Source organism: Burkholderia sp. Bp9015, from assembly GCF_003853505.1.
Classification (GTDB): domain Bacteria; phylum Pseudomonadota; class Gammaproteobacteria; order Burkholderiales; family Burkholderiaceae; genus Burkholderia.
This window is the reverse complement of the sequence record NZ_QTPZ01000014.1, coordinates 52750-68886: the sequence shown is the minus strand read 5'-3', so window position 1 is coordinate 68886 and position 16137 is coordinate 52750. Positions and strand designations below refer to the sequence as shown.

The following is a 16137-nucleotide window of genomic DNA, read 5'->3' as shown; positions in this document are numbered from 1 at the left end:
GGTTGGGACGAGACGAAAAACGTGCCGAGCCGCCCTTTCGGCTCGCCGGGTGCGGGGCGCCGTGGATCGCCGGCATGCGCCACGCACGCACGGTCAGCACGCTGGCGCGCAACGGGCACGACGTGTGCCGACATTGCCAGCGGATGATCTTGTATATACAACTTGGCTGATATCGGTGATTACCCGGAATCCGGGAATTTTAGAAATCGTCTGAGAGAACGGGATACGTCCGACCTGCGCAGCAATCGGTTGCGTATGAAAAGTGTATGAAAAATGAAAGCTCAGGCGCCGGCGGGCGACACCTGATCGGGTGCGGCGACCATGTCGGTCGCAGGAAGGAGTGTCAGCATGCGCCGCACGGCCTCGACGTCGCGCGCATGCAGCCATTCGTCGTAGTCGTCGCGACGCAGGATCACGACGCCCCGCTTCTCGTCGCCGGGCCGGTGCATGCGCGCGAACACCGGATGATCGTCGGCGTTGACCGTGAGCATCGTCATGCCGATCCGCTCGCGGCCGTCGGCCGCTTCGTAGCGCCGCCAGAGGCCGGCGACGCAGCACGGTTGCCAGCCGTCGACACCGATCCGGTGCCACACGTTGCGGCCCGTCTCGTAGCACGGCTCGAAGATCCAGCGCACCGGAATCAGGCAGCGCTGGCCGTTGCGCCAGGCATTGCCGTAGAGCCGCGACGCGCCGACCGTCTCCGCGCGCGCATTCACCGTATCGAGCTTCTTTCGTTTGCGGCCGTGCTCGTCGAGACGCTCGGGCTGCATGAACTTCGGCCAGAAGCCGAACACCGCGCTGACGACCGCGAGACCGTCGCCGTCGGCACGCGCGATGGGCGCCGCGTAATCGGGATATACGTCGGGTTCCCACGGATCGCGGCGGAACAGGTCGCCGATGCCGATCCTCAGCTCGCTGATGCCCGGGTCTTCATCGGGGGCGCGGTAGTGGGTGCACATGGTTGGGCAGACGATGGACGCGATGTCTTCATCGTAGGTCAGCATGCACGCCACATGTCCGCTATTGCCTGGTATGACGAAACAGTCTTGCAACGGGTCGGCCCGCTTGACGGCGTCGTGCGCGAACCGCCGGCGCTGGCCGTCCGTTCGTTCAGCCGTGCCGCCGGCAGCTTGGCGTCGCCGGTTCCGGTTCAGGCCAAGCGTTCCGAACCGATCACATGCGCGCCCGGGCGCGCGTCGAGCGCGGCGTCGGCCTTGACCGATCGTCGGCAATCCGGATAGTCGAAGCGCGAACCGTCATGTCGAATCCGGCGCGGGAGACACGAAGCCGACGCCCGCGATCGACACAAACAAGAAGCCCCGCCGTGGCGGGGCTTCGATCAGCCGCGCGGGCCGGCTGATGCTCACACGTGCAGCGCATGTCCCAGCGCGCGCAACGCCGCCTCCTGCATCGCTTCGCCGAGTGTCGGATGCGCGTGGATCGTGCCGCCGATGTCCTCGAGCCGCGCGCCCATCTCGAGCGACTGCGAAAACGCGGCGGCCAGTTCCGACACGCCACGCCCCACCGCCTGCCAGCCGACGATCAGGTGCGTGTCGCGCCGCGCGACGACGCGCACGAAACCGTCGGTCGCCTGCAGCGTCATCGCGCGGCCGTTCGCCGCGAACGGGAACGACGCGCCGATGCAGTCGACACCGGCCGCCTTGGCGTCGTCGGGCGACCAGCCGGACGTGACGACCTCGGGATCGGTGAAGCACACGGCCGGGATCGAGGCCGGCGTGAACTTGCGGCGCCGTCCCGCGATCAGCTCGGCCACCATCTCGCCTTGCGCCATCGCGCGATGCGCGAGCATCGGCTCGCCGGCGACGTCGCCGATTGCCCATACGTTGCGCATCGACGTCCGGCATTCGTCGTCGATACGCAGCGCGCGGCCGTTGCGATCGAGCGGCATCGATTCGAGCCCGAAGCCGTCGACGCGCGGCCGGCGGCCGACCGCGACCAGCACGCGATCGGCCGGCAGGGTTTTCTCCGCGCCGTCGGGTGCCTGCACGCGCACCGCGCCGTCGCTCGCGAGGCCCAGCACCTTGTGGCCCGTCCATAGCCCGACGCCCAGCCGCGCGAGCGAATCGGCGACCGGCTTCGCGAGTTCCGCGTCGTATGCGGGCAGCACGCGCTCGGCCGCCTCGACGATGCTGACGTCGACGCCGAGCTTGCGATAGACGAATCCGAGTTCGAGCCCGATGTAGCCGGCACCGACGACGACCAGCCGCTTCGGCAACGACGCGGGCGACAGCGCCTCGGTCGACGAGACGACGTGGCCGCCGAACGGCATCGACGGCAGCGCGACCGGCTCCGAACCCGTCGCGAGCAACAGGTGCTCGCAGGCGATCCGCGTCGTGTGGTCACCGGCGACGACGTCGACCGTCTTGCCGTCGACGACGCGCGCGTCGCCGTGCAGCACGCGCACGCCGTGCTTCTTCAGCAGCGCGCCGACGCCGCGCGTGAGCCGCTCGACGATGCCGTCCTTCCACGCGACGCTTTTCGCGATGTCGATCTCCGGCGCGCGCACGCGAATCCCGAGCATCCCCTCGCCGGCCTGCCCGCGCGCCTGCTCGAACGCGTCGGCGACGTGGATCAGCGCCTTCGACGGAATGCAGCCGATGTTCAGGCACGTGCCGCCGAGCCGGTCGCGCTCGACGAGCACCGTCGGAATGCCGAGCTGCCCCGCGCGAATCGCGGCGACGTAACCGCCCGGCCCGCCGCCGATCACGAGCAGCGTGGTGTGTTCGTTCTTCATCGGGCTCACTCCACGAACAGCAGCGCCGGGCGCTCGAGCACCTCGCGCACGGCCTGGATGAATTCGGCCGCGTCCGCTCCGTCGACGACGCGATGGTCGAACGACGACGACAGGTTCATCATCTTGCGCGCGACGATCGCGCCGTCGCGGATCATCGGCCGCTCGACGATCCGGTTCACGCCGACGATGCCGACCTCGGGATGGTTGATGACCGGCGTCGACACGATGCCGCCGAGCGCGCCGAGGCTCGAGATCGTGATCGTCGAGCCGGTCAGCTCGTCGCGCTGCGCGCGGTTCGCGCGCACCGCGTCGGCGAGCCGCGCGATTTCCGCCGAGATCGACCATACGTCGCGCGCCTCCGCATGACGCAGCACCGGCACCGTTAGGCCGCCGTCCGTCTGCGTCGCGACGCCCATGTGCACCGCGCCGTATTGCGTGACGACACCGGCTTCGTCGTCGTAGCGCGCGTTGATCTGCGGGAAGTCGCGCAGCGCGATCACCATCGCGCGGATCAGCAGCGGCAGCGGCGTGAGCCGGCCGCGCGTGTCGCCGTGGCGCCGGTTCAGCTCGGCGCGCAGCGCTTCGAGCTCGGTGACGTCGATCTCCTCGACGTAGCTGAAGTGCGGAATGCGGCGCTTCGCTTCCTGCATCTTGCGCGCGATCGCGCGCCGCAGGCCAATCACCGGCACCTCGGTTGCGTCGTTGCGCTCGGCGTAGCCGCGCGCTTGCGATCCGCGCGCGGCGCCGCCGCCCGTGCGCGCATACGCGTCGAGGTCCGCATGCAGGATCCGCCCGGCCTCGCCGGTGCCGCGCACGTAGCGCAGCTCGATGCCCATGTCCCACGCGCGCTGGCGCACCGCCGGCGACGCGAGCGGCCGTTCGCCCGGCGCGAGCGCCGCGCGCGGCGGCGCCGCATGTTCCGCGCGGCGCGGCTCGGCCGGCGCGCGGGATGCGGCGTGCGTCGCTGCCTTCGACGACGCATGTGTTTCGGATCCCTCAGCGGTAGAAGATGAATCGGCAGGCACGTCGACCGCCGCCGCTCGCTGCGTCGCATCCGGGCCTGCATCGTGTGCTTTCGCGCCCGATTTCAGGTTGCCGTCGCCTTCGACTTCGAGACGAATCAGCTCGCTGCCGACCGCCATCATCTCGCCGATCCGGCCGCCGAGCTCCAGCACCTTGCCCGCCACCGGCGACGGAATCTCCACCGCCGCCTTGTCGGTCATCACATCGGCGAGCGGCTGGTCTTCGGCGATCGTCTGCCCCGGTTGCACGTGCCAGGCCACCAGCTCGACCTCGGCGATCCCTTCGCCGATATCCGGCATCTTGATGACATGAATCCCCATCTCAGGCCTCCATCACGCGTCGCAACGCTTCGCCGACCCGGGCCGGCCCGGGGAAATACGCCCATTCCTGCGCGTGCGGATACGGCGTGTCCCAGCCCGTCGTCCGCTCGACCGGTGCCTCCAGATGGTAGAAGCAGTGTTCCTGGACGAGCGACACCAGCTCCGCGCCGTAGCCGCAGGTGCGCGTCGCCTCGTGCACCACCACGCAGCGGCCGGTCTTGCGCACCGACGCGACGATCGTGTCGAGATCGACCGGCCACAGCGTGCGCAGGTCGATCACTTCCGCATCGATGCCGGTCTCCTCGGCGGCCGCCAGCGACACGTGGACGGTCGTGCCGTACGTCAGCACCGTCACGTCGTTGCCGGGCCGCACGACGGCGGCCGTGTCGAGCGGCACCGTGTAATAGCCTTCCGGCACCTCGCTGCCCGGATGCTTGAGCCACGACGTGACCGGACGCTCGTGATGGCCGTCGAACGGCCCGTTGTACAGGCGTTTCGGCTCGAGGAAGATCACCGGATCGTCGTTCTCGATCGACGCGATCAGGAGTCCTTTCGCGTCGTACGGATTCGACGGCATCACCGTGCGCAGTCCGCAGACTTGCGTGAACATCGCTTCCGGGCTCTGGCTGTGCGTCTGGCCGCCGTAGATGCCGCCGCCGCACGGCATCCGGATCGTCATCGGCGCGGTGAACTGGCCCGCCGAGCGATAGCGCAGCCGCGCGCCTTCCGACACGATCTGGTCGGAGGCCGGGTAGAAGTAGTCCGCGAACTGGATCTCGCAGACCGGCCGCAAGCCATACGCGCCCATCCCGACCGCAGCGCCCACGATCCCGCCTTCCGAGATCGGCGCATCGAACACGCGCGACTTGCCGTACTTGGCCTGCAGCCCCTCGGTGCAGCGGAACACGCCGCCGAAGTAGCCGACGTCCTGCCCGAACACGACCACGTCGTCGTCGCGGCCGAGCATCACGTCCATCGCGGAGCGCAGCGCCTGGATCATCGTCATCGGCTGGGCCGATGCCGTCGTTGTTTCATGTTGCGCCATGATCACGCTCCCAGTTCCTGGCGCTGACGGCGCAGATGCGCGGGCAGCTCCTTGTACACGTCGTCGAACATCGACGCCGGCGACGGAATGCGGTCGTCGGCCAGCGTCCCGAACTTCTCCGCTTCCTTCTGCGCGGCGATCACCTCGGCTTCCAGTTCGGCCGTGAGCGCGTCGTGCGCGCTGTCCGACCAGATGCCCTTCGCGATCAGGTGCTGCTTGAAGCGGGCGATCGGATCGCCGAGCGGGAAATGGGCCCAGTCGTCGGCCGGCCGGTATTTGGTCGGATCGTCCGACGTCGAATGCGCGCCGGCGCGATAGGTGACCCACTCGATCAAGGTCGGGCCGAGATTGCGGCGCGCGCGTTCGGCGGCCCAGGTCGACGCCGCGTAGATCGCGAGGAAGTCGTTGCCGTCGACGCGCAGCGAAGCGATGCCGCAGCCGACGCCGCGCCCGGCGAAGGTCGTCCCCTCGCCGCCCGCGATCGCCTGGAACGTCGAGATCGCCCACTGGTTGTTGACGACGTTCAGCACGACCGGCGCGCGATACACGTGCGCGAACGTCAGCGCGGTGTGGAAGTCGGCTTCCGCGGTCGCGCCGTCGCCGATCCAGGCGGACGCGATCTTCGTGTCGCCCTTGATCGCCGACGCCATCGCCCAGCCGACCGCCTGGATGAACTGCGTCGCGAGATTGCCGGAGATCGAGAAGAAGCCGGCTTCGCGGTCCGAGTACATCACCGGAAGCTGGCGCCCCTTCAGCGGGTCGCCTTCGTTCGACATCAGCTGGCAGATCATCCGTTCGAGCGGCACGTCGCGCGCGATCAGGATGCTTTGCTGGCGGTAGGTCGGGAAGCACATGTCGCCGTGACGCAGCGCCATCGCATGCGCGGCGCCGATCGCCTCTTCGCCGAGGCTCAACATGTAGAAGGAGATTTTCTTCTGACGCTGCGCGATCATCATCCGCGCGTCGAAGATGCGGGTCTTCAGCATCGCGCGCATCCCGGCGATCAGGCGCGCATCGTCGAGATCCGGCGCCCACGGGCCGAGGGCTTCGCCGTGATCGTCGAGCACGCGCACCAGGCTGCGGGCGAGATGGGCGGTGTCCGCCGGCGCTACGTCGATCGGCGGGCGGCGAACCGCGCCGGCCGGCGATAGATGCAGATAGGAAAAATCCGTCTTGCAGCCCGGGCGCCCGGTGGGCTCCGGCACATGCAGACGCAATGGCTCTGACAGGCTCATCGTGTCGTCTCCACGCTCGATTGTGTCTCACGCTGATTGGAACGCGCGGCCGGTTGCCGGCTCACGCGCGGGCTGGCACGCGGATAAGCACGCCAACCTTGGGAATGTATGCCTTGCAGTACCGGACGTCGATGCCCAACCCGCTCGTTCGGGGTGAGCAGATTTGCCATGGCGGCGACGATGGGCGAGCGGCATTGCCGGTGGGTTTGAAGGACGGTTGCGTGTGCTGCGATGCGTCAACGCGTCGGGGAGCGCGGAATCGATGCGCGTCTGTCACGCGTGTCGGAGGGTACGAAGCGAAAGACCCCGCGAAATCCTGGATTTCGGCGGGGTCTTTGTCTTTGTCGGTGCGCGTCCGCGTGCTTCAGCGCTCGCGCGCCGGATCATTCCGGCGCGTAATGGTGCGATGGGCGAGAAAGCGCGAAAGCGCGATGGCGCGATGGCGCGATGCGTCGATGATGCAATGCATCACGCGTCGGGGCGCGCGATGTCGAAGCGGCTGTCGGGCGTCACGTGCACATAGGCGGACGGGCCGCCCGCACGCAGAATGATGCCCGCGCCGAACGTATCGAAGATGCCGTCCTTCAGCAGGTCGTGACGGATATGCACGGCGACGACCTCGCCCAGCACCAGCGTGGCCGGCGTCTCGACGCCGCGGTGATCGCGCAGCCGGATCACGTCGGTCACCTTGCATTCGAAGTTGACGCCGCTTTCCGCCACGCGCGGCACGCCGACGAGGCGCGACGGAATCGCGGTCAGGCCGCCGAGTTCGAATTCGTCGACGTCGTACGGCACGGCGGCACAGGTCTGGTTCATCCGGTCGGCGAGGTCGCGCGTCGCGAGGTTCCAGACGAACTCGCCGGTTTCCTGCACGTTGCGCAGGCTGTCCTTCGCGGCGGTGCTCGAAAAGCCGATGATCGGCGGACGATAGTTGAATGCGTTGAAGAAACTGTACGGCGCGAGGTTGAGCGTGCCGTCGTTGCCGCGGGAGGAAATCCAGCCGATCGGGCGCGGGCCCACGATCGCGTTCAGCGGATCGTGCGGCAGCCCGTGGCCTTGCGACGGTTCGTAATAGTGGTAGTTCGAGTCGGTCATGGCGGGTGGTCTTGCGGGAGGGAAACGTCGTTTGATTCCATCGGCCGCGTCACGTGCGCGACGATGGTGGCGACGGCCTGTGCGACGTACGTGCCAAGTATCACACGGCGGCGCTTTCGTCGCAGCGAAGTGGCCCGCCATGGCCCGTCGAGCCGACATTTCCCTTCAAGCCCGAAGTTCAGGACTTTTTTACCCACACATGACCGATAACCGCCCGGATAGCAGCGTCAGAAATGATGCAGCAGCGCGACTCGCGCGACGAATTGATTCGGGCCCGACGAGATATCGGCGGCGCCCGGAACGTACGCGTAGTCGAAGTCGGTTCCAGTGTGCGCGTTCAGCGCATGCTGATAGACACCTTCGACGAATACCGACGTGCGTTTCGACAAGTCGTAGTTCAGCTTCGCGCTCAGTTGATGCCACTTCGGATTGAACGCGCCGACCGTCGACGCGACGCGGGCCTGCGTGTACGTATATGCCGCGCCGACGTAGAACGCGGTCGTGAAGTGATAGAGGCCGTTCACCTCGAAGTTGTCGAATTTCCACGACTGCCACGCACCGCCCGCCGGCTGCGTCGTACCGGTGAAATACGCGTTCGAAGTCGGATCGTAGACGTCGACGTGCGAATACGTGAATCCCACGAGGGCATTCGAGAACGCATAATTCACGCCGATGCCGATGTTCTGCTGCGACGATGCATCGAACGTGTTGTCGCCGGTGATCGCCCCGTTCGAATCGGCATTGCGTGCGTTGTTGATCTTCAAATACGAGGCGCCGACCGTCAGCCCGCCCTGCTGGTATTGCAGCGCGGCGCCATATAGACGGTTGTTCGCGAAGCCGCCCGCCTGATTGCTGAATCCATACATCGCCTCCGCGGTAACGCCGTGCCATACGGGCGACACGTACTTGACCGCATTGTTCACGCGGAACGAGTAGTCGGTGTTGTCGTTGTCGTACGGATGCGAGAACAGGTAGCCGGTCCAGTTGCCGTTTGCGGTGAGCGGCGAGAAGATGTCGACGCTCGGATCGTACTGACGACCGAACGTCAGGGTGCCGTATCGGTCCGACGCGATGCCGACGAACGCCTGACGGCCGAATTCCCGGCCGCCCTGGCTCATTTTTCCGTTGTTGACGTCGAAGCCGCTCTCGAGCGTGAAAATCGCCTGGTAGCCTGCTCCGAGGTCTTCGGTGCCCTTGATGCCCCAGCGGCTGCCGTAGTCATAGCCGCTTTGCAGTTGCACGGTGCCGTGGCCGCGTGCGTTGCTCGTGTAGTTGATACCGTCCTCGATCTTGCCGTACAGCGTCACGCTGCTTTGTGCATGCGCCGCGGCAGCAAGCAAGGCGGCGGGTGCGATGATCCCCAAACGCATGTTCATGACGATTTACCCCCAGGTCTTTCGTTTGCTGGTCGCAACGGTTGCGTGCTGCGAATGTGCGTCGCATCGATGTTTCCCCGCGATGCGACGGGCGCAGTGTAATGAGCCGTTTTTCTGCTGTTAGTGGCCTGCAGCGGAAAGGTGCTCTCCAGAACGCCGGCTGTTTTTCGGCGCGGAAAGCGGATAGCCGGGTGTTGAAGCGCGCCTCATTCGGGCGACGAGCGGACGCCTGAAGCAAATCGCGGGGAATCGATATTTCAATCGCCGGTACGTTTGCGTTTGGCCAGCGCGGGGGATCTACGGGAACCGGCCGCCGCCATCGAAGCGAAGCACGACCTGAAAAACAAAAAACCCGCGAGCGGCTTGTTTCTCGCGGGTTTTCGGAACGTCATGGAATCGCATGGAAGCGATCTTGGTGCCGGGGACCGGACTCGAACCGGCAAGCCAGTTAAGGCGGCGGATTTTCGTCACACTGCTTCTTTCAAAGCCGGCGTCGTCGAAACGACGCCGTTCGTGCGCTGGACTATGCCTTCGCCGTCGCGCGCGGGCGGTATTACCGCCCGTGCGCCTTAGGCGCCCCCCGTCTAGTCTCTACACCTTCCTCGCTGCAGTCGTACCGCGAGGCTTGGCTCGGCGTTGCCTCGACGCACGGCGCGCGTCAGGGGTTTCACCGAATTTGAAGGGTTCTGCACCGGTCGTTTCCGGCCGGGCACTCAATCGTTTAAGTCCGCTATGTTTACCAATTTCATCACCCCGGCAAAAGGGCGGACGCGATTCTACCATTGCTTGCGCATGCATTAGCTGATTCGCGCGCATTGCATCGCGATGCAGCATGTCGGCCTGCCCTGTCCATACCCGAACTCGAGCGCCGCAATCGACGTCGGCGCGACACCGTCGCCGATTTCCTCCCGCGCCGCAGCATCCGTCGATACAATCGAATCCGCCCCGCTCGCCGGGCGCCAACCGTCTGATGTTTGTATCGCATCTTTTACGAAACAGACGTCTCGTCAGTCATCGCGAAGTCACAAACGCTTTCGATAATTCTCCCGTCGAAAACGTTTACATCGCGTAACTTCATGCCCCCGACCATCAAGGACGTCGCCGCGCTCGCCGGCTTCTCGATCGCCACCGTCTCGCGTGCGATCAACGCGCCGCATACCGTCAGCCCCGCCACGCTGGCGACCATCCGCACCGCCATCGACACGCTGCAGTTCCGCCCGAGCCCGCTCGGCCGGCAGTTGCGCGGCGAGCGCACGCGGCTCGTCGGTGTCGTCCTGCCGACGCTGTCGAACCCTGTATTCGCCGACTGCCTGCAGGGCATCGACGAACTCGCGACCGCGGCCGGCTTCAAGCTGATCCTGATGACGACCGAATACGACGCGGCGCGCGAGCGCCACGCGATCGAGACACTGCGCGAGCAGCGCGTCGAGGGGCTGATCCTGACCGTCGCCGATGCGGACACGCATCCGCTGCTCGACATGCTCGACCGCGACGGCCCGCACTACGTGCTGATGCACAACGACACGCAACGCCGCCCGTCGGTGTCGGTCGACAACCGCAGCGCCGCCTACGACGGCGTGCGCATGCTGACGGCACGCGGTCATCGCCGCGTGCTGATGCTGGCCGGTTCGCTCGCCGCGTCGGATCGCGCTCGCCAGCGCCATCTCGGCTACGCGCAGGCGCTCGAGGAGGCCGGCGTCGCGACGCTGCCGCCGGTCGAGGTCGACTTCAACGCGGCCGAGCTGCCCGACGCGGTGCTCGCGCACCTCACCGCGCGAGCCACGCGCCCGACCGCCCTCTTCTGCAGCAACGACCTGCTCGCGATGGTCGTGATGCGCGGCTTGCGCCGCGCGGGCTTCTCGATTCCCGACGACCTGTCGGTGCTCGGCTTCGACGGCATCGCGATCGGCGAGCTGCTCGCACCGCCGCTCGCGAGCGTCGCGACGCCGAACCAGGACATCGGCCGTCATGCATGGCAGCGCCTCGTCGAATGCATCGGCGGCGCGACGATCGAGCGCACGTCGCTGATCCTGCCGCATACGGTGCGCGACGGCGCGACGGTCGCGCCGCCGGCCGCCGACCTGCAGTTGCACCAAGCCTGAACGCACGCGCCGCGCCATCGTGCACGGCGCGCGCAAGCTACCCCGCCCCCGCCCGGAGATCCATCGTGTCCTTTCGCCTGACCTCGCTGCTGCGCGTGCTCGCAGCCCCCGTCGCCTGCGCCGCGCTCGTCGCGTTCGCACCCGCGGCCCATGCCGACGAATCGGCGATCTGCTACAACTGCCCGCCCGAATGGGCCGACTGGGCCGCGCAGATCGCGGCGATCAAGCAGAAGACCGGCATCCGCGTGCCGTTCGACAACAAGAACTCGGGCCAGGCGATCGCGCAGCTGATCGCCGAGCAGAAGAGCCCGGTCGCCGACGTCGTCTATCTCGGCGTGTCGTCGGCGTTCCAGGCGAAGGACAAGGGCGTGATCGCGCCGTACAAGCCCGCGCACTGGAACGACATCCCCGCGAACCTGAAGGACCCGCAGGGCTACTGGTTCGCGATCCACTCGGGCACGCTCGGCTTCTTCGTGAACAAGGACGCGCTCGACGGCAAGCCGGTCCCGCGCTCGTGGGCCGACCTGCTGAAGCCCGAATACAAGGGCATGGTCGGCTACCTCGATCCGTCGAGCGCGTTCGTCGGCTATGCAGGCGCCGTGGCCGTCAACCAGGCGCTCGGCGGCAGCCTCGACGACTTCAAGCCGGGGCTCGACTGGTTCCGCAAGCTGAAGGCGAACGCGCCGATCGTGCCGAAGCAGACCGCGTATGCGCGCGTGCTGTCCGGCGAGATTCCGATCCTGCTCGACTACGACTTCGACGCGTATCGCGCGAAGTACAAGGATCACGCGAACGTCGAGTTCGTGATTCCGAAGGAAGGCACGATCGCGGTGCCGTACGTGATGAGCCTCGTGAAGGGTGCGCCGCACGACGCGAACGGCAGGAAGGTGCTCGACTTCGTGCTGTCCGACGAAGGCCAGAAGCTGTGGGCCAATGCGTACCTGCGTCCGGTGCGCGCGCAGACGCTCGGCGCCGACGTCGCCGCGAAGTTCCTGCCGGCGAGCGAATACGCCCGGGCGAAATCGGTCGACTTCGGCAAGATGGCGGCCGGCCAGCAAGCGTTCGGCCAGCAATACCTGCAAGTGATGCAGTAAGCGCCGGACCCACGCCATGCTCGACCTGACTTTCCCGCTGCGCTGGCGCGTCGCCCTCGTCGCGCCGGCGCTCGCGGTGTTCGCCGCGTTCTGGCTGCTGCCGATGGCGGCGCTCGTGCGGGTGTCCGCCGACGGCGCGTTCTTCACGCAATACGCGGCGCTGCTCGGCAACGCGCGTTACATGACGAGCCTCGGCGAAACGATAGCGTTGTCGGCCGGCGTCACGCTCGCGACGCTGGCGCTGTCGACGACCTCGGGCCTGCTGCTCGCGCGCCGCGAATTCGCCGGCAAGCGCGTGCTGCTCGCGCTGCTCACCTTTCCGCTCGCGTTCCCGGGCGTCGTGGTCGGCTTCATGGTGATCATGCTCGCCGGCCGGCAGGGGCTGATCGGGATGCTGTCCGCGAAGCTGACCGGCGACAAGTGGGTGTTCGCGTATTCGGTTGCCGGGCTGTTCGTCGGCTACCTGTACTTCTCGATCCCGCGCGTGATCGTCACCGTGATCGCGGCCGCGTCGAAGCTCGACGCGTCGCTCGAGGAAGCCGCGCGCTCGCTCGGCGCGTCGCCGTGGCGCATCTTCGTCGACATCGTGCTGCCGGCGCTCGCGCCGGGCCTGGTCGCGGCCGGCGCGATCTGCTTCGCGACCGCGATGGGCGCGTTCGGCACCGCCTTCACGCTCGCCACCGACCTGAACGTGCTGCCGATGACGATCTACACCGAGTTCACGCTGAACGCGAACATCGCGACGGCCGCCGGCCTGTCGATCGTGCTCGGCATCGTCACGTGGGCCGTGCTCGCGCTCGCGCGCCGGTTCACCGGCCACACCGCCGCCGCCGCGGCCTGAGGATTCCTTCATGCAATCGCTTTCCGGTTCGTCCGCGCCGTCGCCGGCGCCCGCTCCGTCGCACGCGAACGGCACCGCCAGACGCGCGCCGCGCGTGTCGGGCGCGCGCGCGATCGCGGCGCTGCAATGGGGCGTCACGCTGCTGCTGTGCGCGTTCCTGATCGTGCCCGTCGTGATGTCGGTACTCGCGGGCCTCACCGTCAACTATTTCCGCGGGCTGTCGAGCGGCCTCACGCTGCGCTGGCTCGAACAGGTGTGGCAGCAGTACCAGGGCTCGGTCGCGCTGTCGCTCGGCGTCGCGTTCGCGACGCTCGCGATCGTGCTCGCCGTCGGCGTGCCGGCCGGCTATGCGCTCGCGCGCAGCAAGAGCCGCGTCGCCCGCGTGATCGAGGAAGCGCTCGTGCTGCCGGTCGCGCTGCCGGGCCTCGCGTCGGCGCTCGCGCTGCTGGTCGTGTACGGCGGCTTCACCGCGTTCCGGATGAGCCTGTGGTTCATCGTCGTCGGCCACGTCGTGTTCACGCTGCCGTTCATGGTGCGCGCGGTCGCGGCGGTCGCCGCCGGCGCCGACCTGCGCACGCTCGAGGAAGGCGCGGCGAGCCTCGGTGCGTCGTTCGTCACGCGCTTCGTCACGATCGTGCTGCCGAACCTGCGCCCCGGCATCGTCGCGGGCGCGCTCGCGGTGCTCACGCTGTCGATCGGCGAATTCAACCTGACCTGGATGCTGCATACGCCCGACACGAAGACGCTGCCCGTCGGGCTCGCCGATACCTATGCGTCGCTGCGCCTCGAAGTCGGCAGCGCGTACACGATCGTGTTCCTGCTGATGACGCTGCCGCTCCTCGTCGCGATGCAGTGGCTCGGCGTCGATCCGTCCGGCACGCGCGCGCTGACGCGTCGCCCGCGCTGACCCTGCGCTGACCTTACCCTTCCCATGAAACTCGATTCCACCCCCATCACCCTGACCCGCTGCGCGAAGACGTTCCGCGGCACGCGCGTGCTCGAACCGCTCGACCTGTCGATCGGCGCGGGCGAGACGCTCGTGCTGCTCGGCCCGTCGGGCTGCGGCAAGACGACGACGCTGCGCCTGATCGCGGGCCTCGACACGCCGGATGCCGGCGGCACGATCCGGTTCGGCGGCGACGACGTGACCGCGCTGCCGATCGAGCGCCGCCAGGTCGGCATGGTGTTCCAGAACTACGCGCTGTTCCCGAACCTCACGGTGCGCGGCAACGTCGGCTACGGACTGAAGATCCGCAAGACCGAGCCGCGCGCGCTGCGCGAACGCGTCGACGAGCTGCTCGCGATGATGCGGCTCGACGCGCATGCGGACAAACCGGTCGATCAGCTGTCCGGCGGCCAGCGCCAGCGGGTCGCGCTGGCGCGTGCGCTCGCGGTGCGCCCGCGCGTGCTGCTGCTCGACGAGCCGCTGACCGCGCTCGACGCGAAGCTGCGCGACGTGCTGCGCCGCGAGATGAATGCGCTGTTGCGCGAGCTCGGCGTGACGACCGTCTACGTCACGCACGACCAGGCCGAGGCGATGGAACTCGGCGACCGGATCGTCGTGATGGGCGCGGGCCGCATCGAGCAGATCGGCACGCCGCGCGACATCTACTACCGCCCGGCGAACCGCACGGTCGCGCAGTTCATCGGCACGCTGAACCGGCTTGCAGGACAATGGCAGGACGGCGCGCTCGTGACGACGGGGGGCGCGATCGTCACGCCGCATGCCGCCGACGAGTGGTTCTTCCGTCCGGAGGATGCGCAGCTCGCCGATCCCGCGCATGCGCCGCTGCGCGGCGCGATCGGCGCGTGCGCGTTTCTCGGCGAACGCACGCGGCTCACGATCGAGCATGCGGCACCCGACGCGCTCGTGATCGACGTGCCGGGCCGCATCGAGCTCGCGCGCGGCACGGCGGTCGGCCTCACGATCGCGCCGGAAGGCCTGATCGCGCTCGCCGCGTAACACCGCCCCACGATAACCACACATTCCGAGGAACGACGATGCTGCTTGCTCAAATCAGCGATCTCCACATCAAGCGCCCGGGCCAGCTCGCGTACCGACGCGTCGACACGGCCGCCGCGCTCGCGCGCTGCATCGCGAAGCTGAACGCGCTGGTGCCGCGCCCCGACGCGGTGCTCGTCACCGGTGACCTGACCGACTTCGGCCACGACGACGAATACCGCCACCTGCGCGACCTGCTCGCGCCGCTCGAGATTCCGTATTACCTGATGGTCGGCAATCACGACGATCGTGCGGGGTTGCGCCGCGCGTTCGCCGATCGTCCCGAATTGCAGGACGGCGAGTTCGTGCAGTACGCGCTCGACGTCGGCGCCGTGCGCGTGCTCGCACTCGATTCGCAGGTGCCCGGCACGAGCCATGGCGACCTGTGCGATGCGCGGCTCGCGTGGCTCACCGCGCAACTCGACGCTGCGCGCGACCGGCCGGTGATCGTCGCGCTGCATCACCCGCCGTTCGTGTCCGGGATCGGACATATGGACGCGCTGCGCCTCGCGCCCGCCGCCGCCACGAAACTCGACGCGCTGCTGCGGCGCTATCCGAACGTCGAGCGCGTGCTGTGCGGCCACGTGCACCGGACGATGTTCACGCGCTTCGGCGGCACGCTCGCATCGGCCGTGCCGGCGCCCGCGCACCAGGTCGCGTTCGATTTGCGAGCGGACGCGCCGTCCGCGTTCCGGCTCGAGCCGCCCGCGTTCGCGGTGCACGTCCATACGCCGGACATGGGGATGACGTCCCATCACGTGTACGTGGACGAAGGCGACGGGCCGTATCCGTTCTATGAGCCGAGCGGGGAACTGGTCGACTGAACCGTACGCAATCGCGGATGCATGACGAGCGGCTGCGGCCGGTCGGGGCCGCGTCGAATGATTGCGGTTGATTGCGGTTGATTGCGGCTGAGCGCGGCCCGCCATGCTGCGATCGCGCCAGCCGCGCAGCCGACTGCGCTTCTGCGCTTCTGCGCTTCTGCGCTTCTGCGCTTCTGCGCTTCTGCGCTTCTGCGCTTCTGCGCTTCTGCGCTTCTGGGCTTCTGGGCTTCTGGGCTTCTGGCCGCTGGGCCCGCTGGGCCCGCTGAGCCGCTGAGCCGCTGAGCCGTTGGGCCGTTGGGCCGTTGGGCCGCTGAGCCGCTGAGCCGCTGGGCCGCTGGGCCGCAGCACCGCCGGCACGATTCCCGGTGCTCCGGTATGATCGGCACGCTCGCTCGGCGCCCGGCCGCCTGCGCCACCGACGCCGC

Annotated in this window: 13 protein-coding genes; 6 read left to right on the top strand and 7 right to left on the bottom strand. The window is 67.9% G+C overall.

Annotated features, from left to right (window positions below; all coding sequences use genetic code 11):
• Positions 1 to 281 precede the first annotated feature (281 nt).
• From DIE12_RS16880 to DIE12_RS16850, 7 genes are all read right to left on the bottom strand, one after another.
• Complete coding sequence (locus tag DIE12_RS16880; RefSeq protein ID WP_124487627.1) at positions 282 to 959, bottom strand: SOS response-associated peptidase family protein; 678 nt, start codon at positions 957 to 959, stop codon at positions 282 to 284.
• 404 nt (positions 960 to 1363) lie between these two features.
• Positions 1364 to 2755: a dihydrolipoyl dehydrogenase gene (gene lpdA, locus DIE12_RS16875; protein WP_124487548.1), complete on the bottom strand. Its 1392-nt coding sequence runs from the start codon at positions 2753 to 2755 to the stop codon at positions 1364 to 1366.
• Between the two features lie 5 nt (positions 2756 to 2760).
• Entirely contained in the window at positions 2761 to 4098 is a 1338-nt protein-coding gene (locus tag DIE12_RS16870; protein ID WP_124487547.1) for a dihydrolipoamide acetyltransferase family protein, read from the bottom strand.
• Between the two features lies 1 nt (position 4099).
• Complete coding sequence (locus tag DIE12_RS16865) at positions 4100 to 5143, bottom strand: alpha-ketoacid dehydrogenase subunit beta (RefSeq protein WP_124487546.1); 1044 nt, start codon at positions 5141 to 5143, stop codon at positions 4100 to 4102.
• 2 nt (positions 5144 to 5145) lie between these two features.
• Positions 5146 to 6378: a 3-methyl-2-oxobutanoate dehydrogenase (2-methylpropanoyl-transferring) subunit alpha gene (locus tag DIE12_RS16860; RefSeq protein WP_044844942.1), complete on the bottom strand. Its 1233-nt coding sequence runs from the start codon at positions 6376 to 6378 to the stop codon at positions 5146 to 5148.
• 468 nt (positions 6379 to 6846) lie between these two features.
• On the bottom strand, positions 6847 to 7473 hold the full coding sequence (locus DIE12_RS16855; protein WP_124487545.1) for a flavin reductase family protein: 627 nt from the start codon (positions 7471 to 7473) through the stop codon (positions 6847 to 6849).
• Positions 7474 to 7700: 227 nt separating this feature from the next.
• Positions 7701 to 8849 carry a porin gene (locus DIE12_RS16850; RefSeq protein WP_124487544.1) on the bottom strand — a complete coding sequence of 383 codons (1149 nt, stop codon included), beginning with the start codon at positions 8847 to 8849 and terminating at the stop codon, positions 7701 to 7703.
• A 1076-nt stretch (positions 8850 to 9925) separates the two neighbouring features.
• On the opposite strand from DIE12_RS16850, the gene DIE12_RS16845 reads away from it, so the two are divergent.
• The 6 genes from DIE12_RS16845 (at position 9926) to DIE12_RS16820 (ending at position 15712) form a co-directional block, all read left to right on the top strand.
• Complete coding sequence (locus DIE12_RS16845) at positions 9926 to 10951, top strand: substrate-binding domain-containing protein (RefSeq protein WP_044844945.1); 1026 nt, start codon at positions 9926 to 9928, stop codon at positions 10949 to 10951.
• Between the two features lie 65 nt (positions 10952 to 11016).
• Positions 11017 to 12045: an ABC transporter substrate-binding protein gene (locus DIE12_RS16840; RefSeq protein WP_124487543.1), complete on the top strand. Its 1029-nt coding sequence runs from the start codon at positions 11017 to 11019 to the stop codon at positions 12043 to 12045.
• Positions 12046 to 12061: 16 nt separating this feature from the next.
• Positions 12062 to 12886 (top strand): ABC transporter permease, encoded by an 825-nt coding sequence (locus DIE12_RS16835; protein ID WP_124487542.1) that lies wholly within the window; start codon positions 12062 to 12064, stop codon positions 12884 to 12886.
• 10 nt (positions 12887 to 12896) lie between these two features.
• Positions 12897 to 13793, top strand: a complete 897-nt coding sequence (locus DIE12_RS16830) for an ABC transporter permease (protein ID WP_124487541.1) — start codon at positions 12897 to 12899, stop codon at positions 13791 to 13793.
• A gap of 24 nt (positions 13794 to 13817) precedes the next feature.
• Positions 13818 to 14849 (top strand): ABC transporter ATP-binding protein, encoded by a 1032-nt coding sequence (locus tag DIE12_RS16825; RefSeq protein WP_124487540.1) that lies wholly within the window; start codon positions 13818 to 13820, stop codon positions 14847 to 14849.
• A gap of 38 nt (positions 14850 to 14887) precedes the next feature.
• Positions 14888 to 15712, top strand: a complete 825-nt coding sequence (locus tag DIE12_RS16820) for a phosphodiesterase (RefSeq protein ID WP_124487539.1) — start codon at positions 14888 to 14890, stop codon at positions 15710 to 15712.
• Positions 15713 to 16137 lie beyond the last annotated feature (425 nt).

Coding starts and splice junctions, on each gene's coding strand:
- DIE12_RS16880 (WP_124487627.1), bottom strand. CDS start 959: ATGTGCACCCACTACCGCGCCCCCGATGAAGACCCGGGCATCAGCGAG.
- lpdA (WP_124487548.1), bottom strand. CDS start 2,755: ATGAAGAACGAACACACCACGCTGCTCGTGATCGGCGGCGGGCCGGGC.
- DIE12_RS16870 (WP_124487547.1), bottom strand. CDS start 4,098: ATGGGGATTCATGTCATCAAGATGCCGGATATCGGCGAAGGGATCGCC.
- DIE12_RS16865 (WP_124487546.1), bottom strand. CDS start 5,143: ATGGCGCAACATGAAACAACGACGGCATCGGCCCAGCCGATGACGATG.
- DIE12_RS16860 (WP_044844942.1), bottom strand. CDS start 6,378: ATGAGCCTGTCAGAGCCATTGCGTCTGCATGTGCCGGAGCCCACCGGG.
- DIE12_RS16855 (WP_124487545.1), bottom strand. CDS start 7,473: ATGACCGACTCGAACTACCACTATTACGAACCGTCGCAAGGCCACGGG.
- DIE12_RS16850 (WP_124487544.1), bottom strand. CDS start 8,849: ATGAACATGCGTTTGGGGATCATCGCACCCGCCGCCTTGCTTGCTGCC.
- DIE12_RS16845 (WP_044844945.1), top strand. CDS start 9,926: ATGCCCCCGACCATCAAGGACGTCGCCGCGCTCGCCGGCTTCTCGATC.
- DIE12_RS16835 (WP_124487542.1), top strand. CDS start 12,062: ATGCTCGACCTGACTTTCCCGCTGCGCTGGCGCGTCGCCCTCGTCGCG.
- DIE12_RS16830 (WP_124487541.1), top strand. CDS start 12,897: ATGCAATCGCTTTCCGGTTCGTCCGCGCCGTCGCCGGCGCCCGCTCCG.
- DIE12_RS16825 (WP_124487540.1), top strand. CDS start 13,818: ATGAAACTCGATTCCACCCCCATCACCCTGACCCGCTGCGCGAAGACG.
- DIE12_RS16820 (WP_124487539.1), top strand. CDS start 14,888: ATGCTGCTTGCTCAAATCAGCGATCTCCACATCAAGCGCCCGGGCCAG.